Genomic DNA, 22,759 nt, shown 5'->3' with positions numbered 1-22,759 from the left:
ATTTACTTGTTTAATGTGATTGGCTTTCCAGCATTTCCACATAGTCAATCGCGACACAGAGAGAAATGACTAGGTCTGCATAAGCATCCTCAAGAACCGTTACGCTATAGGTAGAGGTCAGATGGAAGAGTTCCTTCTTGATTTCCGCAATCAGCTGATCGCGATCATCTAGCAATTTGAAATCCAAATCCCAGATATTGCCCTCGATACGAAGACCTAGATTATCAAACTCATACTTATCTCGCCAGAAGGTCAACTTCTTGCGAATGACAAAACTCGAGCCATCCCGAAGCTGAATCTCAAAACGAGGAAGCAAGGTCAAGATTTCTTTACTGATTTGACTGACTTGTTCACCAGTCGCATCATAGATGGTAAAAGTTTTGGGAATCTTAAAAAATGATCCCTCTACCTGATAGGTGATTTCTCCCCTGTCATCCTTGATAGCGAAGCGTTCGCCTCCAAGACGAAACTTTTGTTTGACAAGAAATGTTTTCATCAACACCTCCAAAAAATCAAAAGACAAGCTCATATCACGAAGGGCGAAAAACCGCGGTACCACCTTCATTCAATGAACTTGTCATTCTCTTGTTCTTATGCAATTGTATGATTGAGTAGCATGACTTCCTAACTTAGATGGCTCGCAGCACCGCCATTTCTCTGGACTAAGACAACTGAAAATCAATTCTCAACTTTCTTATTATATCGTTTTTTTAAGCTTGCGTCAACTGGAAATGATACCCATTTAATAACCCATTTCCTACATATCAGATTACTTTTTCAGAACATATTTTTTCTTACTACTATCACTCTTTTTATCCCAACTTTTATTCCAAAGTTTTGAATTGTTAAAGATAGCTTCGAAAATATTTACAAATATAAAGAACCCTATCACCAAATGTATGGAATCAGTTGTTAGGTATTGTCGATCCAATCCATCCTTTAGAGAGAATAGTATAACAGTTTGCTGAACAGTCAAAAAGGCTGGCCAATAAAATTTTTTGAAAAAAGTAGATATTTTCATTATTTATTACCGCTTTCTGTAAGGTTAAACTTAGTATACTACTGAGAAAGAAAATAAGCAACTATCATAGAAAAAGATACCGTTACGAAAATTGCCTTTTATTTTTTAAAAAACGAACCAGCTTGACTGATTCGTTTCGTGTCTGCTAACTCCTACTTCCGATACATTTTAAACTGTAGGAAGAGGTCGCTATATTTTCCTGTCCATTTATGGTCAAATTTCTCATAAACTTCTAGGTGTTTCATAGTTTCAGCGTCTGGATAGAAGGCCTTGTCTTCTTTTTTCTCCTCTGGGAGCAGTTCCTTAGCTGGTAGGTTTGGTGTTGAATAGCCGACATACTCTGCATTTTTGAGAGCATTTTCGGGTTTCAACATAAAATTGATAAAGGCATAGGCGGCATCTTGGTTTTTCACGGTTTTTGGAATGACCATATTGTCAAACCAAAGGTTGCTGGCCTCAGTTGGTACCACATAGCGTAGATTTTCATTTTTTTCTAGCATTTGGCTGGCTTCACCAGAGAAGGTCACGCCGATAGCAGCATTATTCTGAATCATGTAGCCCTTCATCTCGTCCGCCACAATAGCCTTGATATTTGGAGTCAGTTTGTAGAGTTTGTCTACTGTCTCTTCTAACTGCTGGATATCCTTGGAGTTGAGGCTGTAGCCGAGGGAATTGAGTCCCAGTCCCAGTACCTCACGCGCCCCATCAAAAAGCATGATAGAGTTCTTATACTCTGGCTTCCAGAGGTCATCCCAATGCTCAGGCGCCTCATCTACCATAGTTTCATTGTAGACAATTCCCAAGGTACCCCAGAAATATGGGATGGAGAATTTATTGCCTGGGTCAAAAGATTGGTTGAGGAACTCTGGCCCGATATTTTCAAGACCTTCAAGTTTTGAATAGTCAAGCGGTACCAAGAGGTCTTCGTCCTTCATCTTGTTAATCATGTATTCACTAGGGATGGCAATATCGTAGGTCGTTCCACCTTGCTTAATCTTGGTATACATGGCTTCGTTAGAGTCAAAGGTCTCGTACTGGACTTGGATTCCTGTTTCTTCTGTGAATTGCTCCAAGAGTTCAGGATCGATATAATCACCCCAGTTGTAAATGACCAGTTTTTGACTATCTCGACTATTGATTTTACTATCGAGATGAGTCGCAATTCCCCACAAGACCAGGATAATAGCTACAATTCCTGCTAAAAATGAATAGAGTTTTTTCATGCTTGCTCCTCCTTCTCACGTGAGATAAAGTAATAGCCAACAACTAGGATAATACTAAAGAGAAAGACAAGGGCAGACAGGGCATTGATTTCTAGCGAAATCCCCTTGCGAGCACGAGAGTAAATCTCGACTGACAGGGTTGAAAAGCCATTTCCCGTCACAAAGAATGTCACGGCAAAGTCATCTAGCGAATAGGTGAAGGCCATGAAATAACCTGCTATGATAGACGGTGTCAGGTAAGGAAGCATGATTTCCTTGAACATCTGAAATTGACTGGCACCAAGGTCATAGGCCGCATGAATCATGTCGCCATTCATTTCCTTAAGACGTGGCAAGACCATCAAGACCACGATAGGAATGGAGAAGGCCACGTGACTAGATAGAACGGTCAAAAAGCCAAGTGAAAACTTGAGTTGGGTAAAGAGAATCAAGAAGCTGGCACCAATCATAACATCAGGCGCAACCATGAGTATATTATTGAGTGATAGAAAGGCTTCTTGGTATTTCTTACGAGATTGGAAGATATAAATAGCTCCAAAAGTCCCGATAATGGTCGCAATCAAGGCTGACAGAAAGGCCAAGAAAAAGGTCTGGGTCACAATTAACATAAGGCGACCATCGCCAAACATGGTTTTAAAATGGCTCAAACTAAAGCCTGTAAAGCTATTCATGTCGTTACCTGCGTTAAAGGCGTAGCCAATCAAGTAAAAAATCGGCAGGTAGAGGACAAGAAAGACCAGTCCCAGATAAAGGTTGGCAAATTTTTTCATCGTTCTCTCCTTTCCTTGGTCACCCACATGGTGATGAACATGGTCAGGATGAGAATCACACCGATGGTAGAACCCATACCGTAGTTGTCATTGGTCAGGAAGTTCTGCTCAATGGCAGTCCCCAAGGTGATAACGCGGTTCCCACCAATCAAACGAGTCAGCATGAAGAGACTCAAGCTTGGAATAAAGACTGACTGAACCCCACTTCGCACACCATTCATCGATAGAGGGAAGATGACATGGCGGAAGGTCTCCCACTTGGTCGCACCTAGGTCATAGCTGGCATTGATGAGGTTGTTATCCATATCGTCCAAGACATTGAAAATCGGCAAAATCATAAAGGGAAGCTCGATGTAGCTTGCGACAAAGATAAAGGAGAAATCGGTAAAGAGCAACTGCTGTGAACCGATTCCGATAAATTCCAAGAATTGATTAATAGAGCCATTTTGACCAAAAATCCCAATAAAGGCATAAGCCTTGAGGAGCAAATTGATCCAGGTAGGCAGGATAATCAGCATGAGCCAGAGTTGACGGTGCTTGAGACGGGTCAAAAAGAGGGCTGTTGGATAGCTGATAAGCAGGGTTACAAAGGTCACAATGCCTGCATAGAGTACAGAGTTGAAACTCATTTTTAGGTAGGTCAAGTTTTGTGACGCAAAGTAAGATTTATAGTTTTCTAAGCTAAACTGGCCTTCGATATTGAAAAAGGATTGACCGAAAATCAAGACCAAGGGTGCCAGGACAAAGAGTGCAATCCAGAGCATGTAGGGCACTACAAAGAGTTTAGAGCTTGTTTTCTTCATCTCTTTCCTCCTCGATTGCATTGATCAGACCTGCTTCTTGCTCTTCAATTTCCACGTATTCCTCGATACGAGCATCGAACTCTTCTTCGGTTTCGTTGAGACGCATGATATGGATATCTTCTGGTTCAAAGTCCAGACCGATTTCCTCACCCACGATGGCCTTACGAGTCGAGTGGATCATCCATTCATTTCCAAGTTCGTCATAGGCGATAATTTCATAGTGAACCCCACGGAAGAGCTGGGTATCGACCTTAACTTGGAGCTTGCCTTCTTCAGGAAGGGTAATCCGTAAGTCTTCTGGACGAATGACGACTTCGACAGGTTCATTTGGCTTCATCCCACCATCGACCGCTTCAAAGCGTTTGCCGTTAAACTCAACCAAGTAGTCCTCAATCATGGTTCCTGGCAAGATATTTGACTCACCGATAAAGGTCGCAACAAAATGGTTAATCGGCTCATCGTAGATGTCCACAGGTGTTCCAGACTGGACAATCTCGCCATCATTCATAACAAAAATCCAGTCACTCATGGCCAGGGCTTCTTCCTGATCGTGAGTGACAAAGACAAAGGTAATGCCCAATCGTTGTTGCAGTTCACGCAGTTCGTACTGCATGTCTGTTCTTAATTTCAAGTCCAGCGCTGATAAAGGTTCGTCCAACAAAACAACACGGGGTTGGTTGATGATGGCACGGGCAATTGCCACACGCTGACGTTGTCCTCCAGAGAGTTTACGGATGGAACGTTTTTCGTACCCTTCCAACTGAACCATCTTGAGAACTTCCGCTACGCGTTTCTCGATTTCTTTCTTGTCAATTTTACGCAAGCGAAGTGGAAAAGCAACATTTTCAAACACATTCATATGTGGAAACAAGGCATAGGATTGGAAGACCGTATGGACGTCACGCTTGTTGGTTGGGATGTCATTGATGCGGACACCGTCCAGCAAAATATCTCCTGTCGTCGCATCTAGCAAACCTGCAATGATGTTTAAGATAGTTGATTTTCCTGAACCAGATGCGCCTAGAAGGGTGTAGAATTTCCCTTCTTCCAACTCAAAGTTGATATCTTTGAGAACCTTGGTGTTGCTGTCTTCAAAAACTTTTGAGACGTTTTTGAATTCAATAATTGGTTTTTTCAATTGTCATTTATTCCTTCTTTTTCATAGATTAACAGATCAGGGCTCTGTCAGGCCGCTACTACCTCGTGTAGGAGATTGAACTGCCTACATTCTTCTGCACTGACGATAGGCTTTCACCCCCTTTCCATGACATAGCAGCAGCTTTTCAACTACAGCTTCCTACTTGCTTTCACCTAAAATACGGACTTCTCTCTCAAGAGTAACGCCAGAGTGCTCCTTGACTTTTTCAATCACAGACTCAATCAAGTCTTCGTAGTCTTTGGCCGTTCCGGATGCGACATTAATCATAAAACCTGCGTGTTTTTCAGATACTTCCACACCACCGACACGATAGCCTTTCAAGCCAGCTTCTGAAATTAATTGACCTGCAAAATGCCCTACTGGACGCTTAAAGACCGAACCACAAGATGGATATTCTAAAGGTTGCTTGAGTTCACGGAGATGCGTCAAGCGATCCATTTCTTGCTTGATAATCTGATGGCTTCCTGGAGCAAGGGCAAATTTAGCTGACAAGACAACTGCACCAGACTCTTGAATGGCTGATTGGCGGTAACCAAAAGCCAAATCTTTGGCAGACAGGGTCTCAATTTCTCCATCCTTGGTCAAGACCTTACAAGACTGCAAGATGTGGGCAATCTCGCCACCATAGGCACCCGCATTCATAAAGACAGCTCCACCGACGCTCCCTGGAATGCCGCAAGCAAACTCAAAGCCAGTCAAACTATGACGAAGGGCAATGCGTGTCGTTTCAATCAAGTTAGCACCAGCTTCAGCTTCAATGGTATAGCCATCAACAGAAACATTATTGAGCTTGTCACACAAGATGACAAATCCACGAATTCCACCATCACGAACAATGATGTTGCTGGCATTTCCAAGAACCATCCAAGGGATGTCTTCTTGATTGGCAAATTTAACAACGCGAACCAACTCAAAACGATTTCGTGGAAAGACCAAATAATCGGCCTCTCCACCTACTTTTGTATAACTATAGCTATGCAAGGGTTCTTTGAAACGGATATCAATCCCTTCTAAGATTTCAAGCATTTTTTCTTTTACTGACATGACACTCTTCCTTTTACAAAATTCATTCCATTATACCATTTTTAAGACCATTTGACGACCCTAAAAAAATCTTGGGCTTATTTTAAACAAAAAAAGAGGTTTCCCCTCTTTTTATGATTTTTTGCAAAAGATGGCCTTGGTTCCATAGGCAACCAGAATGAGCTCAACTGCTAGGACAACTTCAACCAAGACTGGATTGGTTAACCAGCCAACTTGGGCAAGAGATGGTGCCAAGTCAAAGAAGGCATGTAGTCCATAGGCCGCTAGGAGATAAATCCATTTCTTCTGGCGAACAGCTTGGTAAACCCAAACAGTCAAGAGTAATTGGAAAACTAGCGCCAAGATTCTCTCAAAACCAAGCAAATAAATCTGCCAGACTGATAGCGACTGAATAGTTTTCAACATATTTTCAGACAGCAATTGCATAACCTGTGGATTTTGCGTTTGAACTGCTGAGAGAACGAAGTAGAGATTAAGCAAACTAGTAAGACCTAGGAAAATCAACTCCAAGCCACCATGCCCCAATCCATAAGCCAAGGCATCTGCCTTTTCCAAACTTCTCTTTTTCTCCAACCATTTGAAGAAAATAAGACGAGCAGTTTCCTCAAAAAATGCTGCCATGGCTAGGCCATAGATGATATAGACAAGCGGATGGTCTTGCAAGAGGGCAATACTACCGTCTTTTTGAGGATGTAAAACTAAGATATGCACCAGTTTTTCTAAAATCTGTGAAGAGACAAAGAAGGCAACAGCCCCCAAGCCCAAGACAGCTAAATTAATCTGGTATTTCTTTTTGGCATACCAAATGCTTCCTATCAGAAAAGCAAGCAACAGCACCATGGTAATGATAATATGAATGGTCATTTTCTTCTCCTATTCTGCCTTTTCAATATCTTTTTTCATCTCGTCAACATTGAATTTAGCAAACAAGTATTGACGGTCTTGGACTGGGAAACGTTGATCCAATTGGTCAACAGCTCCCACCTCGATAATACCTTCCTTGATGACAAAGTCCATGACATGCCCACCGAAGGTCAAATCATCTGAAATGAAGTGCAGATGGTAGCCTGCGACACTGACTCCATGGAAAATCTCTGGCGTCCAGAAACCAACGATTGTTCCCGCCACATTGTCACGACTATATTCAGGTTGATGGGTTGCGACCTCAGCAAACTTGGTCTCTGGTGTCGACTTGGGAATCATACGCACATGCATATGTGAAAATTCCCCACGAATCTTGATAGAGCGGAAAAGATTTTCCCCGTCATAATAAGACTCAATCCGCTCTTCCAATTCCTTGTCTGTCATCTCAAAGCGCTGGCGGAAAATAACCTCTGCCTGATGCGGTACTACTGCTGCATAAGGAATAAGGGCATCTGGTGATACTTCCACAATTTCTGGCTGATCTCCTGATCCTTTGGCCTGATAAGCCTTGCCATCTAAGACAATCAATTCCCCATCAATAGAATCCAAGGTTCCCAAACCAAGGTCACCATGCTCTAGCAATTCTCCTACTGTCATGGTACCACCATAAAGGCCAGCCATCAAGGCTCCAAGGGTATTGTATTGAAATAATTTCACTGGTTCCTGCACGTTCTTATCCATTCACTTTCTTGTCTGTTATTCTATAAATCTTACTCCTAAGTATACCACATTTGCCCTTAGATGTGAACGAGAGAAACACCCTAGACATTGCCAAGAAGGAAAAAAAAGGGTACAATGTAACAAAATCAAGGGAGGTCTGGAATGAAGAAACAAAGCAAGTACCAAGAGGTCGTTTCCTATCTGAAAAATAGTATCGAGACTGGACGTTTTCCAACGGGAAGTCGCCTGCCTTCTATCCGTCAACTGAGCCTTGACTTTCACTGTAGCAAGGACACCATTCAAAGAGCCCTGCTGGAATTACGGCACGAACAATACCTCTATGCCAAGCCCCAGAGTGGTTACTATGTCCTAGAACAAGGGCAACACCAGGATCTAGAAATCGAAGTCACTGATGAACATGCCAGCGCCTATGACGATTTCCGACTCTGTGTCAATGAAACCTTGATTGGACGGGAAAACTACCTCTTCAACTACTATGACAACCAGGAAGGATTAGAAGACCTAAGACAGTCCATTCACAAACTGCTCTTTGACCAAGCCCTCTACTGCAAGGCTGATCAACTGGTGCTGACTTCTGGAACCCAACAAGCCCTTTTTATCCTCTCTCAAATTTCCTTTCCTAGTCAAGCCAAGGAAATCTTGGTGGAACAGCCGACCTACCATCGAATGAACCGTCTCTTGATTGCTCAAGGCTTGGACTATCAAACGATTGAACGAGGCATTGATGGGATTGACTTGGAGGAGCTTGAGCGCCATTTCAAGACAGGAAAGATCAAGTTTTTCTATACCATTCCTCGTTTTCACTATCCTCTAGGGCATTCCTATTCTGAGCAGGACAAACGAGCTATTCTTGACTTAGCTGCCAAGTATGGTGTCTATATCGTAGAGGACGATTATCTAGGGGATTTGGATTCCAAGAAGGGCCAGACCTTCCACTATCTAGATACAGAGGAGCGTGTCATTTACATCAAGTCCTTCTCAACCAGCCTCTTTCCAGCCCTGCGGATTACGGCACTCATTCTTCCAAATGCTATCAAGGAAGCCTTTGTGGCCTACAAAAATATCCTAGACTACGACAGCAACCTCATTATGCAAAAGGCCCTCTCACTCTATATTGACAGTCAATTATTTGAAAAAAATCGTCTGGCTCGCTTGTCCAATCAAGAAGACTATCAACAACAAATCGAGGAGAGGTTAACTAAAACACCTTGTCCCCTTCCTCACTATCCCCTTCACGATGGTTTATTACTAGACCTGAGACAGTATCCTAAAATCGCCAGTCTCAAACACAGCCAACTGGTCTTGGACTTCTTTGAAGAAGCTTACTTGGGTAACTGCCCTTATCAATTTGCCAAGGTGTCCTTAGACAATCTAGAAAATGTTTTAGACTATTTAAAAGCAGAATTGGAATGACTTCCAACTCTGCTTTTTTTTATTGTTCAACTTCTGTTAGGCTTGCTGCCTTTTCAAGATAGCTTTGGTAAGTTCCTTCATCCTTGAGTTTTTGGATGACCTTGTCCACCACTTCTTTCAAATCAGCACTATTTTTTCTAAGGGCAACTGCATTAGCTTCGCCGTCCTTCATCTTCAAGCTAACAGTTGCGACAGCTAAGTCGGCATTTTTAGCAGCGTAGCTAAGGGCAACAGGCTCATCCATGTGAACAGCATCTACTTTTCCAGCCTGCAATTCATTGACAGCTTCACCCATATTGGTTAGGGAAGTCAATTGAGCTTTCGGCAATTGTTCCTTGACCATAGACTCTGGAACAGTTCCTTTTTGGGCTGCAATATTAGCACTTTCAAGGCTAGTTAAATCCTTGTATTTTTCTACATCAGCCTTACGAACCAAGAAACTAATCTTGTTTTCATAGTAAGGGATTGAAAAATCAAAGACTTCTTTTCTCTCGTCAGTAGCGCTAATTCCCGCAACTGCTAGGTCAGCCTTCCCAGTTTGAAGACTAGTCAAGACATTGTCAAAACTCATGCTTGAAATTTCCAACTTCACCCCAAGTTCATCAGCGATAGCCTGGGCCATGTCAATGTCCGCACCGACTACCTGATTTTTCCCGTCAACCAAAGACTGAAATTCAAAAGGTGCATAGTCAGGACTGGTCGCCACAACTAATTTCCCCTTTTGCTTAATGGCCTCAACAGCTGACTGAGAACCATTAGAACCCGACTGGCAAGCTACTAAGAAGAAACTTGCAAGAAGACTACATAAAACAAATATCCATTTTTTTGATTTCATAAATAAACAACCTCTCTGTTAATTTTGTATAATTATAACGCTATCCAAGCTGCTTGTCAAGTGTTTTTTGAATTTTTATCTCAAAAATATTTTTTTCATTCAAGAAAAGGAGCTATCAGTTGATTTCAAGCTCCTTTTTATACAGAATGAATCTGTTTTATAGTTCGACAATCTTACCTGTCTCAAAGTAAACAACCCATTCACAGATATTTTTGGCATAGTCTCCAATGCGTTCCAAGAAGGCAATCACTTGGAAGTAATCACGACCTGTAACAATGGCATCAGGATTTTTCTTGATTTCTTCTGTAGCCAAATCACGAATGCTATCAAAGTAATGGTTGATTTTTTCATCCATGGTCGCTACTTCATAGGCCTGATCCACTGAACCATTCAGATAGAGTTCAAGGGCTGCTTCAACGAAATTCTTGACATCGCGCCCCATTCTCTTGATTTCTTCTTCAACAGCTGGGATGCGTTGCTCACCCTTCATACGAATTGTCGCTTTGGCAATGGAAACGGCATGGTCACCCATACGTTCCAAGTCAGATACAGCCTTCAATACTGTCAAAACAGTACGCAAATCTTGAGAAACTGGTTGTTGAAGGGCAATCATTTCAAATGATTTCTTTTCCAATTTCACTTCGTATTCGTTTACTTCTGCATCGTCTTCGATGACTTCCTTGGCCAAATCACGGTCATGCGTAACAAAGGCACGCACTGTACGATTGATTTGGGATAGCACTTCTTGTCCCATAGCATAGAACTGGTTGTGCAATTTCTCCAAATCTTCTTCAAATTGAGAACGTAACATCATTTATCTCCTTATCCAAATTTTCCTGAAATATAATCTTCTGTTTCCTTGTGTTGTGGGTTGAGGAACATCTTCTTGGTATCGTTAAACTCGATTAAATCTCCATCTAGAAAAAATCCTGTCTTGTCAGAGATACGAGAAGCTTGTTGCATGGAACGCGTAACCAAGAGCATGGTGTATTTATCTTTTAGACCATACAAGGTTTCCTCAATCTTACCGGCCGAGATAGGGTCCAAGGCTGAAGTCGGTTCATCCAAGAGAATAATTTTAGGACTGGTTGCCAAGACACGGGCAACACAGACACGTTGCTGTTGTCCGCCTGAAAGCCCGATAGCTGAATCATGCAGGCGATCCTTGACCTCATCCCAGATAGAGGCTCGTTGCAAGGCTTTTTCTACCGCTTCATCCAGAACCTGCTTATCCTTAACTCCATTGATACGAAGCCCATAGACAACATTTTCGTAGATAGACATAGGGAAAGGGTTTGGTTGTTGGAAAACCATACCGATTTCCTTACGCAATTCAACTGTATCTGTACGCGGACTGTAGATATTGTGACCGTTGTAAACCACCGAACCAGTTGTGGTCACCTCTGGATTGAGATCTCCCATGCGGTTGATAGCCTTGAGAAGGGTTGACTTCCCTGATCCAGATGGACCAATCAAGGCTGTAATTTCCTTAGGTTGGAAAGAGAGGGAAACACTATTCAAGGCCTTCTTTTGATTGTAGTAAACGGACAGGTCTGACACCTGTAAAATCGCTTCTGTCATACTGTTTCCTTTCTAACCAAAGTGTCCTGTTACGTAGTCATTGGTTGACTGTAGTTTGGCATTTTGGAAAATATTAGAGGTCTTATCATACTCAATCAAGTCACCCAAGTAGAAAAATCCTGTGTAGTCACTAGCACGCGCAGCCTGCTGCATACTGTGGGTTACGATGATGATGGTGAAATCCTTCTTCAATTCCAGCATAGTTTCTTCCAGCTGGGCTGTCGCAATCGGATCCAAGGCTGATGCCGGCTCATCCATCAAGAGGATATCTGGTTTAACAGAGATAGCACGAGCGATACAAAGACGTTGCTGCTGACCACCTGATAGAGTCAAGGCCGACTTGTGCAAATCGTCTTTGACCTGATCCCAAAGGGCAGCTTGACGGAGAGAGGTTTCCACAATTTCATCCAAGACTTGCTTGTCCTTAACCCCTGCACGTTCATGGGCAAAAGTGATATTGCGATAGATAGACTTGGCAAAGGGATTTGGTCGTTGGAAGACCATTCCGATATGCTTACGCATCTCATAAACATTGATTTCTGGACGGTTGACATCAATTCCTTGATAGAGGATTTGACCTGTTACCTTGGCAATATCAATCGTATCATTCATACGGTTGAGACTTCGGAGGTAGGTTGATTTTCCTGATCCAGATGGGCCAATTAAGGCAGTAATCTTATTTTTTTCAAATTGCATATCGATGCCCTTGATGGATTCTTTTTTACCGTAGTAAACATGTAAATCCTTGGTAGAGAGGGCCACTTTCTCTTCAGGAAAGGTGATGATATGCTTTTCATCCCAATTATATTTTGACATGGCTTCTCCTTTAGGCAGCGGTTAATTTCTTATGTAGGTAGCTTCCGAGTTTGCGGGCTCCAAAGTTAAAGATGAGGATAAAGATGAGGAGCACGGCAGCAGAACCTGCTGATACAATGGTTCCATCAGGAATGGTTCCTTCACTGTTGACTTTCCAGATGTGAACAGCCAAGGTTTCCGCTTGACGGAAGATAGAGATTGGGCTAGTCACACTGAGAATATTCCAGTTAGACCAGTCAAGGGCTGGAGCGGATTGTCCTGCTGTATAGATAAGAGCTGCTGCCTCACCAAAGATACGACCAGAGGCCAAGACGACTCCAGTCACAATGCCTGGAAGGGCTTCTGGAATGACCACATGGACCACTGTCTCCCAACGAGAAATCCCAAGAGCCAGACCAGCCTCACGTTGCGTATGGTGAACGTGTTTCAAACTGTCCTCAACATTTCGAGTCATCTGAGGCAAGTTAAAGACTGTCAAGGCCAAGGCACCTGAAATGATTGAAAATCCATACTCAAACTGAACTACAAAGATCAAGTAACCAAAGAGACCTACAACGACTGATGGTAGAGAAGACAAGATTTCAATACAGGTTCTGACAAAGTTTGTCACAGGACCTTTTTTGGCATATTCAGCTAGGAAAATCCCAGCCCCCATAGATAAGGGCACAGAGATAATCAAGGTAATGACCAAGAGGAAGAAGGAATTATAGAGCTGAATTCCAATCCCACCACCTGCTTGGTAAGAAGATGATTTGCCAGTCAAGAAAGACCAAGAGATGTGGGGCAAACCACGAACCAAGATATAAAGAATCAAGGATGCCAAGATGGCAACGATAATTCCTGCAATTGAGTAGAGTACAGCTGTTGCAATTTTATCTAATTTCTTAGCGTGCATAGTTTTTCTTTCCTCTTTCTTTCGTAATCAATTTAATCACACTGTTAAAGGCCAAACTCATCAAGAGCAAGACTAAGGCCAGTGACCAGAGTACGTTATTGTCAACGGTTCCCATAACGGTATTTCCGATACCCATGGTCAAAACAGAGGTCAAGGTCGCAGCAGGTGTTGTCAATGAAGTTGGGACAACGGCTGAGTTTCCGACCACCATCTGAATGGCCAAGGCCTCACCAAAGGCACGCGCCATCCCAAAGACCACTGCTGTAAAAATCCCTGAACGCGCCGCCTTCAAGGTCACGCGCCAGATGGTTTGCCAGCGAGTGGCCCCCATAGCCAAACTAGCTTCGCGGTAGTGACGAGGCACCGCACGCAAGCTATCGGTTGTCATAAAGGTTACCGTCGGTAAAATCATGACAAAGAGAACGAAAATCCCTGACAAAATCCCAAAACCAGTTCCACCAAAGACACTGCGGACAAAGGGAACCACGACCTGCAAACCGATAAATCCATAGACGACTGAAGGAATCCCGACCAGCAATTCAATAGCTGGTTGCAAGATTCTAGCACCTTTTGGTGAGACTTCGGTCATAAAGACAGCTGCGCCAATGGCAAAAGGAGTTGCGATAAGGGCTGAAAGGATTGTGACAATAAAGGAACCCAAAATCATTGGAAGGGCACCAAATTGTTTACCTGAAGGATTCCAAGTTTGACCAAAGAGGAAATCAAAGATGTTGACCCCATTGACAAAGAAGGTCGACAAACCTTTTTGGGCTACGAAGATTAAAATCATAGCCACAATGATGACAATCAAAGACAGACAGGCAAAGGTCAAGCCTTTTCCTAGTTTCTCTAGACGAGAGTTCTTTGAGGGAGAAAGTAATTTTTTAGCTAATTCTTCTTGATTCATTATTGACTCCCTTCTAGTGCTGTCACCGTTCCGACAGCATCTTTTTCAACTTTCATTTCCTTGACAGAAATATAGCCCATTCCCTTAACGATTCCGTTTTGCGCTTCATCTGAGAGGACAAAGTTGAGAAACTCTGCCACCAATTCATTGGGCTGACCTAGAGTATACATGTGTTCATAAGACCACAAAGGCCAGTTATTGGTTGTTACATTTTCTGCAATCGGCTCATAGCCGTTCAATTTCATGCGTTTAACTGAGTCATCCACATAGGCAAAGGCTAGGTAAGAAATGGCTCCTGGTGTCTGGGAAACAATGTTTTTGACCATCCCATTTGAATCCTGTTCTTGACTCTGAATGGCAGATTGGCCATCCATAACAACACTATCAAAGGTTGCACGCGAACCTGAACTTGCCGCACGATTGATAATCGAAATGGCAAGATCTTTCCCACCGACTTCTTTCCAGTTGGTCACTTGACCTGTGAAGATGCTACGGAGTTGTTCAGTTGTCAGATTTTCAACATCAACTTCCTTGTTCACAATTACCGCCAAGCCTGCTACAGCTACCTTGTGGTCCACTAGAGCGGATGCGTTGATACCGTCTTTTTCCTCGGCAAATACGTCTGAATTTCCTACATCAACGGCTCCAGACTGAACCTGAGACAAACCTGTACCAGATCCTCCACCTTGGACGTTGACTGTTTTTCCAACGTGCATTGACCCAAATTCATCTGCTGCTGCTTCGACCAAAGGCTGAAGAGCCGTTGAGCCAACAGCTGTCATGGATTCTCCACGATCAATCCAGCTAGCACATCCCGCCAAAGAACCTGCCAGCAAAAGAGCCGCAAGGGATAGAGCGAGTTTTTTCCTTTTTTTCACTGTTTTTCTCCTTGAAAATAATGGTGAATGCTGTGAATTTTTTCAACTATTTATTTATGTTTTTCTTTTTTTAAATCAGGAGTCTACTGAAGTTCTGAGCTTGGTTTTACTTGAAATTTGCTCAGTTACCGTTTCCACCAATTTTGACTTAAAATGAAAGACAATTTGAAAAAAATCCATACTTCCACTATAACATAGACAAGCTACTTTGACTAGCATTTTCACTTGAATCTGAGGCCTTTAGGAAAATAATTTTTCAAAACATTTCCAGTCACCTTAGCAAAGCCCAAACCATTGCCCTGAACCAAAACTTGGTACCAACCATTTGGCAGACTTTCCTCAAGCTGAACAGTTTCTCCAGCCACATACTTTACAAACGCTTCTCGGTCAATTTCAACCGACTGTTTGACCTGACTCGGTTTCAAGGCTAGGCCAAGAGCGAAACTGGGTTCAAAGCGTTTCTTCTTAAAGGTACCCAGATGTAGGCCATTGCGAGCAATCTTGAGCTTCCCTAAATCTGGCAAGAGTTCTGGCAAGAGATAAAGCTGGTCTCCAAAAGTCTGCAAGATTCCCGGTAGATTGATGTTTAGGTGTTTTTTGGCAAATTCCTGCCACAAGGCAACTTGCTCACGGCTGAGATTGCTTTTACTTGCCTTAAATTTAGGGGCGTGATTTTCACCCTTAAACTGTAGATGGGCTACAAACTGACCTTCTCCCTTAAAATGATGAGGATACATCCGAGCCGTTTCTGGCAGGTCAATACCAGCTACCATTCCATTGATATGTTCAACTGGCAACAAGTCAAAATCATACTCATCCAACAACCAATTGACAATCTCTTCATTTTCCTCAGGTGCCCAGGTACAGGTCGAATAAACCAGACGACCACCTTCAGCTAACATTGTCACCGCATCTGCTAGAATTTCTCTTTGCAAACTAGCACATTGACTCGGATAATCAAGGCTCCAATAGTCCATAGCATCTGGCTGCTTACGGAACATTCCTTCCCCCGAGCAAGGGGCATCAAGGACAATGAGGTCAAAATAGCCTTTAAAGACCTTGGCCAAGCGGTCAGCAGATTCATTGGTCACCACGACATTTGTCGCTCCAAAGCGCTCCATGTTTTCTACTAAAATCTTAGCCCGTTTGCTTGAAATTTCATTGGAAACAAGGAGACCCTCCCCTGCTAGATAGGCTGCAAGCTGAGTTGATTTACCTCCAGGTGCAGCGGCCAAATCCAAGACCTTCATTCCAGAACTGGGTTGGGCAACCTGAGCCACCATCTGAGCAGCAGGTTCTTGCGAATAAACTAAACCAGTAGCATGTTCAGGCGATTTCCCTGAAACCTTCCCATAATGTCCCCAAGGGGTTTGAGGAATAGGATCAGAAAATGAACCTTGGGCTTCTTTCAAAGGATTAACCCGAAAGGCCGAAACCGCTTCCTCCTCAAAAGAGGCAAGAAAATCTCTTGCCTCATCTCCTAGTATCTCTTCATATTTTTCGACAAATCCTTCTGGAAATTGCATTTAAGTTCTTTTCCTTTCGTAAATATAGGACTGAATTTCCTCCTGCATCTCAAGAGGTAGCATCATGACAGGCTGTCTGGTTTGAAAATCAGGAGCTTGGCCAGAAAGGGTCACAACCCGATAGCCCAGACTTTCCCCTAAAATACTAGCGGCAGCATAATCCCATGGTTGCAGATAGGTGACATAAGTCAACAAACGCCCTGACAATATCTTGGCAAAACTAATGGCCGCACTCCCATAGACACGAACACCAAGAACCGCTCGACTCAAATCAGCCAGCCCCCATTCATTGGTTTCCAGCATACCACTATTTCCTGCAATGAGAAAATCTCCAAGTGGTTTGGCTTTAAAGGGAGCTAGGGGCTGATCATTTCGGCAGACTGGAAACTTACCACCACCGTGATAACAGTCCCCTTTGACCACATCATAAATCAGACCAAATTGACCTTGACCATTCTCAAAATAAGCCATCATAACAGCAAAATCTTCCTGTTGGGCTACAAAGTTATTGGTACCATCAATGGGATCAATGACCCAAACCTTGCCCTCTTGAACAGAAGCTCGCAGACAGCCCTCTTCAGCACAAATCTTATCCTCAGGATAACGGGACAAAATCTCACTAACCAAAAGCTCCTGAACTTCCTTGTCCAGTCTGGTCACCAAGTCTGTAGGAGAGGACTTGGTCTCAACACGCAAGTCTTCCTGCATGTGGTCAAGGATATACTGGCCCACTTTCTTAATTAGCTCTTTAGCAAATTCAAATTTACTTTCCAAGAGAAATCTTTCCTTCCCCTTTTTCCTTGGCAGCCTGAACTGCTCGGTAAAGCGAATAGCCACTGACTGTTTCAAATTCTCGTCCCAAACGTTTTTCTTCGCTCTTGCCTGGCACGACCGCCTTGAACCCCTTATAGGAGTCCAGTAGCTTTTTAGCCTCTACCTTGCCTTCATAGGCAGCTTCAACATCATTAAAAAAAGAAAGCACTGAAGCAAGTTCTTCAGTGCTCCACGACAAATCTAGTGGGTAACTATACTGTTTGTTCATTAACTAATACCAGCTCTCATCCTTGCTTCTTTTAGTTCTTGCTTACGGTAACTACGAGGGAGAAAAGCACGAATCTCATCTTCATTAAAACCGATCTGCATGCGCTTGGCATCAATAATAATTGGACGACGCAAAAGACTAGGATACTGCTCAATCAAATGAAGCAATTCCGATACCGAAATACTCTCTACATCAATATTCAATTTTTGAAAAATTTTTGAACGAGTTGAAATGATGTCATCAGTACCATTTTCGGTCAAGGAAAGAATATGTTGCAATTCTTTTCTTGTTAAGGGACTGGTCATAATATTGTGTTCCTCAAAGGGCACCTTATGTTTTTCTAACCAGGCCTTTGCCTTACGACATGAAGTACAGCTCGGTGATAGAAATAGTGTAATCATGCTTTTCTCTTCTTATCTATACTTTGCTACTTCTATTATACAAAAAAATAAAACGCTTGACTAGGGATTTTTATAAAAAAAGCCTATTTTTTCAAGAAAAATAGACTGTTTGCGAACGATTGAGGCAATGTAGATTTAGTTAATTCACTCTTATACTCTTCGAAAATCTCTTCAAACCGCGTCAACGTCGCCTTGCTGTACTCAAGTACAGCCTGCGGCTAGTTTCCTAGTTTGCTCTTTGATTTTCATTGAGTATTAACGATAGTTTCGAATCACATACTTAATTTATTTATGCAAACCAGAAGCATCCTTAGTATTACTACTTACGGGCTTTCAGGTATAGAAAACCAAAGAAGCTTTCATAGAGAGCGAAAAAGAGGAGGAAGGCATGAAGGAAGAAGGTCTCTGGCAAAATCAGAATCACTGGATCCTTGGCTGGGTCAAAAAGCCAGGTATCATCTCCCACAAAGAGAATTTGATGGAAAAGAGTAAAGAATTGGTCAAAACCAATCAACACTCCCCCAAGCCCAATCAGCAAAGGCAAGACAACTAGAGCCAGAAGCCCTTTACTAAATAGAGATAAAAAGCCCTTTTTCACAATTCCTTTTACAAAGACATAGAAACTTGGCAGTGTCACTAGAGCAACTAGTTGAACTAGATGAAAGAGATTCTTCACAACCGCAAAGTGATGTAGCCCAGCTGCTGACGAACGAAAATCTGGCATCTGCAAGACCTGACTAAAAGGATTGGTCAGGTAATTCATCAAGATATGAAAGTTGTACTGAATGGTTTCTGGTTTTAAATAGACCCGATCCGTCAAACTTAACCACTTGATTTCCAGCGGATAGAAAATCCAAGCCAGATAAATAGTCAGAAGGATGGAGAGGGAGAGGAGAAAGAGCATCGAGCCCCAAAAGGTCAGTTTAGTTTTCATCAAAATCCCACTCCGCTAAGCTCGAAACCACATGAGTCGGTGCGATTGGCAGGTCTGCTACTTCTTCTGCCTTGGTAAAACCTGTTGTCACCAAGAGCGTTGGAATGCCGTTGTCAATCCCTGCTCGAATATCTGTCAGATAGTTGTCTCCAACCATGATCAACTCTTCACGTTCCAAGCCTAAGTGCTCAACTGCCTTGTCCATGATGATAGCATTTGGTTTTCCGATATAAACTGACTTCACTCGTGTTGCTACTTCAAGCAGGGTAATCAGTGAACCAGCACCCGGCAAAAGACCGCGTTCTGTCGGAATGTTGAGGTCAGGGTTGGTTCCGATAAAGTGAGCTCCCTTCTGGATAGCCAGAGTTGCTGTGGCAAATTTTTCATAGTCAACTTGCCAATCCAGTCCTACTACCACATAGGCTGGATTTTCCTTGTCTTCCACATAACCAGCCGCCTGGATGGCTTCCTTGAGTCCTGATTCTCCAATAACATAGACCGTCTTTTCCAGTCCCAAGTCATTCATATAGTCGATAGTCGCCAAGGTCGCTGTGTAGACAGTCGATAGGGGTGTATCGATATTAAAATTCTGAGCCAACATCTCCTGAACACTCTCTGGAGTGCGGGTTGTATTGTTGGTTACAAAGAGATAGGGAATATCCCGCTTTTGCAATTCATGGACAAAAGCCTCTCCTGCCGGAATTCGGTCTTTCCCCTTATAAATAGTACCGTCTAAATCAATTAAATAACCTTTATATTTCATACTTTCTCCCTAATCCTTTTTTATTTCTTGCCATGTGATGATTGCTTGGGCATTGGTAGCTCCGTCACTTGTAATTTCATGCTTGCTTTCCAGTCCAGTCCGTTCAACAGCCGATGTAATCACCCCACCTGGTCGAACTTCCTTGACATACTTGAGGTTGATTTTTTGGGGAATATACTGGGTCAAAAAGTCCGCTCCCATGACCTCAAAAATCCAGTCCAGGTATTTACTGTTGTTGACATGGCCATTCATATCCAAGTCGTAAAAACGAACACGGTAATCCTTGCTGACTGGCTCGTCCAAGGACTCATACTTCGGTCCACGGATAAGTTTTTTATCAAAATCAGACTGATACGGAGCCACAATCTCAGGTTCGACAGCATGGACTTTTCGACTATCTCGATCCATCAGAACAAAGGTCGCCAACATGCGAATGATTTCTTGACCTGCTTCATCATAAATAGTGAAACGACGATAGCAAAAGAGTCGATTGTAGCTCAAAGCTTCCGTTTCGATGGTGATTTCTTCCGCAAAACGAGGCAAACGATCCACCTCAATATCATAGTCTGTGATAATCCAGACCAAATTATATTCTTCCAAAATGGCCTTATCACTAACTCCCAGTTCAATCGACTGCATACCTGAAACTTGCAGAGACAGCAAAATCACATCTGGAAGTTTAATATGACCGTTCATATCAGCCATATCAAAAGGAATCTTCATTTTCATTTGATAAGTTAAGCCCATGATCCTACTCCAAAATAAATCGTTCTGCTACAGTGTCTCCCAAAAAGAGACCTCTCTTTGTCATACGTACGCGGTCACCCTCAATCTGCATGAGACCTTGTTGCACCAAGTCATTGACAATTTCGCCATAGAGTCCCTCAAAAGACCGACCAAATTTTTCCTCAAATCGCGCCATAGAGACCCCTGATTTCTTGCGGAGCCCCAAGAACATTTCTTCTTCCATTTGCTCCTTTTGACTCAGGTGCTCTTCTGTGATACGAGCATTGCCTTTCTCAACCGCACTCAGATAATGACGAATCGGACCATGGTTTTTATAACGAACACCATTGACATAGCCAGAGGCCCCAGCACCGATACCATAGTATTCAGCATTGTCCCAGTACATGAGATTGTGGCGACTTTCAAAACCAGGCTTTGAGAAATTGGAAATCTCATAATGCTCAAAACCAGCTCGCTCCAGCTCTGCGATGATGTACTCAAACATCTCAGCTTCTAGTTCTTCCTTAGGCAGAGGTAATTTCCCTCGTCGCATACGATTCATAAAGACCGTATGATTTTCTAAAATCAAGCTATAGAGGCTCATGTGAGGGATATCCAGTCCAATAGCCTTAGCCACATTTTCCTTGACTTGCTCCATGGTCTGGCCAGGTAGCGCATAAATCAAATCAATAGAGATGTTGTCAAAACCAGCCAGTTTCAGGCGGTCAATATTTTCATAAATATCCTTCTCCAAATGACTGCGCCCAATCTTTTTCAGCATTTTGTCATCAAAAGTCTGCACACCTAGCGAAACACGATTGACAGCCGAGTTCTTCAAAACAGCTATCTTATCCGCGTCTAAGTCTCCCGGATTGGCTTCAATGGTCAACTCTTCCAAGACTGACAAATCCAAGTTTTTAGTCAAGCCATTCAGTAACACCTCCAGTTGCGGGGCCGACAGGGCTGTCGGTGTCCCACCACCGATATAAAGAGTTCGCAACTTTTGAATATCATAAGAACGAAACTCTTCCAGCAGATGCTCCAAATAGCTATCAACCGGCTGATTCTTGATGAAGACTTTTGAAAAGTCACAATAATAACAAATCTGGGTACAAAATGGGATGTGCACATAGGCTGACGTTGGTTTCTTCTGCATAGTAATTATTATACCACAAAAGCGAACAATACTTAGAATTCCATTTAACAAAATCCTAGCATTGTTCGCTTTCTTTATCTATACATTCTTTTTATTTTATGACGAACACGATTCCCAGAACCAATCTAGTTTGTCTTTACAATACAAAAGAATGAATGTTCATTTGACTAAATTTTTAGTCTTCTTTTTTCTTTCCAAGAGCAAGTCCGAGACCGCCTAGCAGACCAAGAAGTCCTAGAGATGCAAGAGTCGCATTTGATTCTGTTCCTGTATTCGGCAATACATTTTGAGAATCATTTGACTTAGCTCCATTGTCACTAGCATCTGTAGTATCTTCATGATTTGCATTCGGAGTAACTGCATCTGGAATTGGAGTGGTTGGTTCAGGCGCAGGTGTATCTTGACCAGAATTTCCATTAGTATCTGGTGTGACTGGAGTTACTGGAATTGTATTTGGATTTGTACTTCCACTTACTTTTCTGAAGATATGAGTAATTACTGGTTCATTTTCATCAATCACAGTTCGTACAAATTCATATCCTGGAATTAATCCATGTTCAGCATCCTTTTCATTGCCTGTCTTAAGGGATGGTTTCAATACATTTCCATTTTCATCAATCCATCTAACCTCAATATCGAATGATGGAATCTCATAAATTGCAGGTTCTCCTTTTCGAGAGACAATCGTAGCTGGCGTTGTGACCACTGGTACTTCTACTGGATCTTTACCTGGTTCTGTAATCTTACCAATTCCTGGTACTTCACGGTCTGGTAAGTCACTGTTTGGTACTTTGCCTTTGCCGTCTTCTCCAATTGTTACAGTAATTGGGTTGCCATCTTTACCTGGAATTTCTACCTTCGTTCCTGGTGGGTAGGTTGACCCATCTGGCTTCTTAGGTGTTACCGTTACATCTCCTGTATTTGGATCTTGGTCCAACTCTACCGTTGGTGTCTTACGGGCTGGCGTTGTGACCACTGGTACTTCTACTGAATCTTTTCCTGGCTCTGTAATCTTAGCATTCCCTGGGACTTCACGGTCTGGTAAGTCTTTATTCGATACTTTGCCTTTGCCGTCTTCTCCAATTGTTACAGTAATTGGGTTGCCATTCTTGCCTGGAATTTCTACCTTCGTTCCTGGTGGGTAGGTTGAACCATCTGGTTTCTTAGGTGTTACTGTTACATCGCCTGTATTTGGATCTTGGTCCAACTCTACCGTTGGTGTCTTACGGGCTGGCGTTGTGACCACTGGTACTTCTACTGA

The 22,759-nt window shown here is 42.8% G+C and carries 26 protein-coding genes; 1 reads left to right on the top strand and 25 read right to left on the bottom strand.

Translation table 11 applies throughout. From position 1 onward, the window contains the following. Positions 1-10: 10 nt before the first annotated feature. From N8L39_RS00125 to budA, 9 genes are all read right to left on the bottom strand, one after another. On the bottom strand, positions 11-496 hold the full coding sequence (locus tag N8L39_RS00125; RefSeq protein ID WP_261010078.1) for an LURP-one-related/scramblase family protein: 486 nt from the start codon (positions 494-496) through the stop codon (positions 11-13). A gap of 273 nt (positions 497-769) precedes the next feature. Next, positions 770-1,021 carry a hypothetical protein gene (locus N8L39_RS09485; RefSeq protein WP_033688503.1) on the bottom strand — a complete coding sequence of 84 codons (252 nt, stop codon included), beginning with the start codon at positions 1,019-1,021 and terminating at the stop codon, positions 770-772. 152 nt (positions 1,022-1,173) lie between these two features. Next, positions 1,174-2,244 (bottom strand): ABC transporter substrate-binding protein, encoded by a 1,071-nt coding sequence (locus tag N8L39_RS00120; protein ID WP_261010079.1) that lies wholly within the window; start codon positions 2,242-2,244, stop codon positions 1,174-1,176. Further along, the gene (locus N8L39_RS00115; protein ID WP_261010080.1) at positions 2,241-3,014 is read right to left on the bottom strand and encodes an ABC transporter permease; all 774 of its coding nucleotides are present in this window, start codon (positions 3,012-3,014) and stop codon (positions 2,241-2,243) included. The genes N8L39_RS00120 and N8L39_RS00115 overlap by 4 nt, the downstream gene beginning before the upstream one ends. Then, positions 3,011-3,817: an ABC transporter permease gene (locus N8L39_RS00110; protein WP_000753801.1), complete on the bottom strand. Its 807-nt coding sequence runs from the start codon at positions 3,815-3,817 to the stop codon at positions 3,011-3,013. The genes N8L39_RS00115 and N8L39_RS00110 overlap by 4 nt, the downstream gene beginning before the upstream one ends. After that, the gene (locus N8L39_RS00105) at positions 3,798-4,955 is read right to left on the bottom strand and encodes an ABC transporter ATP-binding protein (protein ID WP_000742895.1); all 1,158 of its coding nucleotides are present in this window, start codon (positions 4,953-4,955) and stop codon (positions 3,798-3,800) included. Before N8L39_RS00105 ends, N8L39_RS00110 begins: the two co-directional genes overlap by 20 nt. Positions 4,956-5,114: 159 nt before the next feature. Beyond that, complete coding sequence (gene murB, locus N8L39_RS00100) at positions 5,115-6,020, bottom strand: UDP-N-acetylmuramate dehydrogenase (protein ID WP_261010081.1); 906 nt, start codon at positions 6,018-6,020, stop codon at positions 5,115-5,117. A 111-nt stretch (positions 6,021-6,131) separates the two neighbouring features. After that, a complete protein-coding gene (locus N8L39_RS00095) occupies positions 6,132-6,884 on the bottom strand; it encodes a YhfC family intramembrane metalloprotease (RefSeq protein ID WP_261010082.1) in 753 nt (250 codons plus the stop codon). Positions 6,885-6,893: 9 nt separating this feature from the next. After that, positions 6,894-7,625, bottom strand: a complete 732-nt coding sequence (gene budA, locus N8L39_RS00090) for an acetolactate decarboxylase (protein WP_261010083.1) — start codon at positions 7,623-7,625, stop codon at positions 6,894-6,896. Positions 7,626-7,766: 141 nt separating this feature from the next. Here budA and N8L39_RS00085 point away from each other — a divergent pair, with 141 nt between their 5' ends. Further along, positions 7,767-9,038, top strand: a complete 1,272-nt coding sequence (locus N8L39_RS00085) for an aminotransferase-like domain-containing protein (RefSeq protein WP_261010084.1) — start codon at positions 7,767-7,769, stop codon at positions 9,036-9,038. A 19-nt stretch (positions 9,039-9,057) separates the two neighbouring features. Here the strand turns inward: N8L39_RS00085 and N8L39_RS00080 are convergent, their stop codons facing one another. The 16 genes from N8L39_RS00080 to N8L39_RS00005 form a co-directional block, all read right to left on the bottom strand. After that, on the bottom strand, positions 9,058-9,873 hold the full coding sequence (locus N8L39_RS00080) for an ABC transporter substrate-binding protein (RefSeq protein ID WP_261010085.1): 816 nt from the start codon (positions 9,871-9,873) through the stop codon (positions 9,058-9,060). Positions 9,874-10,030: 157 nt separating this feature from the next. Beyond that, on the bottom strand, positions 10,031-10,684 hold the full coding sequence (gene phoU / locus N8L39_RS00075; protein WP_176139548.1) for a phosphate signaling complex protein PhoU: 654 nt from the start codon (positions 10,682-10,684) through the stop codon (positions 10,031-10,033). Between the two features lie 11 nt (positions 10,685-10,695). Then, on the bottom strand, positions 10,696-11,454 hold the full coding sequence (gene pstB / locus N8L39_RS00070) for a phosphate ABC transporter ATP-binding protein PstB (protein ID WP_000133484.1): 759 nt from the start codon (positions 11,452-11,454) through the stop codon (positions 10,696-10,698). A gap of 12 nt (positions 11,455-11,466) precedes the next feature. Next, complete coding sequence (gene pstB / locus N8L39_RS00065) at positions 11,467-12,270, bottom strand: phosphate ABC transporter ATP-binding protein PstB (RefSeq protein WP_020900241.1); 804 nt, start codon at positions 12,268-12,270, stop codon at positions 11,467-11,469. Between the two features lie 10 nt (positions 12,271-12,280). Continuing rightward, positions 12,281-13,165, bottom strand: coding sequence for a phosphate ABC transporter permease PstA (gene pstA / locus N8L39_RS00060; protein WP_000543046.1), 885 nt, complete (start codon positions 13,163-13,165; stop codon positions 12,281-12,283). Beyond that, complete coding sequence (pstC, locus tag N8L39_RS00055; protein ID WP_001070903.1) at positions 13,155-14,072, bottom strand: phosphate ABC transporter permease subunit PstC; 918 nt, start codon at positions 14,070-14,072, stop codon at positions 13,155-13,157. Before pstC ends, pstA begins: the two co-directional genes overlap by 11 nt. Continuing rightward, positions 14,072-14,950, bottom strand: a complete 879-nt coding sequence (locus N8L39_RS00050) for a phosphate ABC transporter substrate-binding protein PstS family protein (protein ID WP_261010086.1) — start codon at positions 14,948-14,950, stop codon at positions 14,072-14,074. The genes pstC and N8L39_RS00050 overlap by 1 nt, the downstream gene beginning before the upstream one ends. A 221-nt stretch (positions 14,951-15,171) precedes the next feature. After that, complete coding sequence (locus N8L39_RS00045) at positions 15,172-16,476, bottom strand: RsmF rRNA methyltransferase first C-terminal domain-containing protein (RefSeq protein ID WP_261010087.1); 1,305 nt, start codon at positions 16,474-16,476, stop codon at positions 15,172-15,174. Then, a complete protein-coding gene (locus N8L39_RS00040; protein WP_261010088.1) occupies positions 16,477-17,250 on the bottom strand; it encodes an inositol monophosphatase family protein in 774 nt (257 codons plus the stop codon). Then, the gene (locus N8L39_RS00035) at positions 17,240-17,518 is read right to left on the bottom strand and encodes a UPF0223 family protein (RefSeq protein ID WP_261010089.1); all 279 of its coding nucleotides are present in this window, start codon (positions 17,516-17,518) and stop codon (positions 17,240-17,242) included. Before N8L39_RS00035 ends, N8L39_RS00040 begins: the two co-directional genes overlap by 11 nt. Beyond that, positions 17,518-17,919, bottom strand: coding sequence for a Spx/MgsR family RNA polymerase-binding regulatory protein (locus tag N8L39_RS00030; RefSeq protein WP_000631255.1), 402 nt, complete (start codon positions 17,917-17,919; stop codon positions 17,518-17,520). Before N8L39_RS00030 ends, N8L39_RS00035 begins: the two co-directional genes overlap by 1 nt. Positions 17,920-18,238: 319 nt before the next feature. Then, a complete protein-coding gene (locus tag N8L39_RS00025; RefSeq protein WP_261010090.1) occupies positions 18,239-18,853 on the bottom strand; it encodes a TIGR01906 family membrane protein in 615 nt (204 codons plus the stop codon). After that, complete coding sequence (locus tag N8L39_RS00020) at positions 18,843-19,616, bottom strand: TIGR01457 family HAD-type hydrolase (RefSeq protein ID WP_261010091.1); 774 nt, start codon at positions 19,614-19,616, stop codon at positions 18,843-18,845. The genes N8L39_RS00025 and N8L39_RS00020 overlap by 11 nt, the downstream gene beginning before the upstream one ends. Before the next feature lie 9 nt (positions 19,617-19,625). Further along, positions 19,626-20,363 (bottom strand): acyl-[acyl-carrier-protein] thioesterase, encoded by a 738-nt coding sequence (locus N8L39_RS00015; protein ID WP_261010092.1) that lies wholly within the window; start codon positions 20,361-20,363, stop codon positions 19,626-19,628. A 4-nt stretch (positions 20,364-20,367) separates the two neighbouring features. Next, entirely contained in the window at positions 20,368-21,498 is a 1,131-nt protein-coding gene (gene hemW, locus N8L39_RS00010) for a radical SAM family heme chaperone HemW (RefSeq protein WP_261010093.1), read from the bottom strand. Between the two features lie 175 nt (positions 21,499-21,673). After that, a partial coding sequence (locus tag N8L39_RS00005) for an LPXTG cell wall anchor domain-containing protein (RefSeq protein WP_261039277.1) occupies positions 21,674-22,759 on the bottom strand: 1,086 nt, incomplete at its 5' end.

The organism is Streptococcus mitis, assembly GCF_946190285.1.
In the GTDB taxonomy this organism is placed as follows: Bacteria; Bacillota; Bacilli; order Lactobacillales; family Streptococcaceae; genus Streptococcus; species Streptococcus mitis_CP.
The sequence above is the reverse complement of the archived record's forward strand: the minus strand, read 5'-3'. Positions and strand labels throughout refer to the sequence as shown.

Bases quoted from the DNA above. Each gene is read 5' to 3' on its own strand.
- N8L39_RS00015 (WP_261010092.1), bottom strand. From the start codon at position 20,363: ATGGGCTTAACTTATCAAATGAAAATGAAGATTCCTTTTGATATGGCT.
- N8L39_RS00095 (WP_261010082.1), bottom strand. From the start codon at position 6,884: ATGACCATTCATATTATCATTACCATGGTGCTGTTGCTTGCTTTTCTG.
- hemW (WP_261010093.1), bottom strand. From the start codon at position 21,498: ATGCAGAAGAAACCAACGTCAGCCTATGTGCACATCCCATTTTGTACC.
- N8L39_RS00120 (WP_261010079.1), bottom strand. From the start codon at position 2,244: ATGAAAAAACTCTATTCATTTTTAGCAGGAATTGTAGCTATTATCCTG.
- pstB (WP_020900241.1), bottom strand. From the start codon at position 12,270: ATGTCAAAATATAATTGGGATGAAAAGCATATCATCACCTTTCCTGAA.
- N8L39_RS00110 (WP_000753801.1), bottom strand. From the start codon at position 3,817: ATGAAGAAAACAAGCTCTAAACTCTTTGTAGTGCCCTACATGCTCTGG.
- N8L39_RS00115 (WP_261010080.1), bottom strand. From the start codon at position 3,014: ATGAAAAAATTTGCCAACCTTTATCTGGGACTGGTCTTTCTTGTCCTC.
- N8L39_RS00030 (WP_000631255.1), bottom strand. From the start codon at position 17,919: ATGATTACACTATTTCTATCACCGAGCTGTACTTCATGTCGTAAGGCA.
- N8L39_RS00045 (WP_261010087.1), bottom strand. From the start codon at position 16,476: ATGCAATTTCCAGAAGGATTTGTCGAAAAATATGAAGAGATACTAGGA.
- N8L39_RS00025 (WP_261010090.1), bottom strand. From the start codon at position 18,853: ATGAAAACTAAACTGACCTTTTGGGGCTCGATGCTCTTTCTCCTCTCC.
- N8L39_RS00020 (WP_261010091.1), bottom strand. From the start codon at position 19,616: ATGAAATATAAAGGTTATTTAATTGATTTAGACGGTACTATTTATAAG.
- pstA (WP_000543046.1), bottom strand. From the start codon at position 13,165: ATGCACGCTAAGAAATTAGATAAAATTGCAACAGCTGTACTCTACTCA.
- pstB (WP_000133484.1), bottom strand. From the start codon at position 11,454: ATGACAGAAGCGATTTTACAGGTGTCAGACCTGTCCGTTTACTACAAT.
- budA (WP_261010083.1), bottom strand. From the start codon at position 7,625: ATGGATAAGAACGTGCAGGAACCAGTGAAATTATTTCAATACAATACC.
- murB (WP_261010081.1), bottom strand. From the start codon at position 6,020: ATGTCAGTAAAAGAAAAAATGCTTGAAATCTTAGAAGGGATTGATATC.
- N8L39_RS09485 (WP_033688503.1), bottom strand. From the start codon at position 1,021: ATGAAAATATCTACTTTTTTCAAAAAATTTTATTGGCCAGCCTTTTTG.
- N8L39_RS00125 (WP_261010078.1), bottom strand. From the start codon at position 496: ATGAAAACATTTCTTGTCAAACAAAAGTTTCGTCTTGGAGGCGAACGC.
- pstC (WP_001070903.1), bottom strand. From the start codon at position 14,072: ATGAATCAAGAAGAATTAGCTAAAAAATTACTTTCTCCCTCAAAGAAC.
- phoU (WP_176139548.1), bottom strand. From the start codon at position 10,684: ATGTTACGTTCTCAATTTGAAGAAGATTTGGAGAAATTGCACAACCAG.
- N8L39_RS00080 (WP_261010085.1), bottom strand. From the start codon at position 9,873: ATGAAATCAAAAAAATGGATATTTGTTTTATGTAGTCTTCTTGCAAGT.
- N8L39_RS00085 (WP_261010084.1), top strand. From the start codon at position 7,767: ATGAAGAAACAAAGCAAGTACCAAGAGGTCGTTTCCTATCTGAAAAAT.
- N8L39_RS00035 (WP_261010089.1), bottom strand. From the start codon at position 17,518: ATGAACAAACAGTATAGTTACCCACTAGATTTGTCGTGGAGCACTGAA.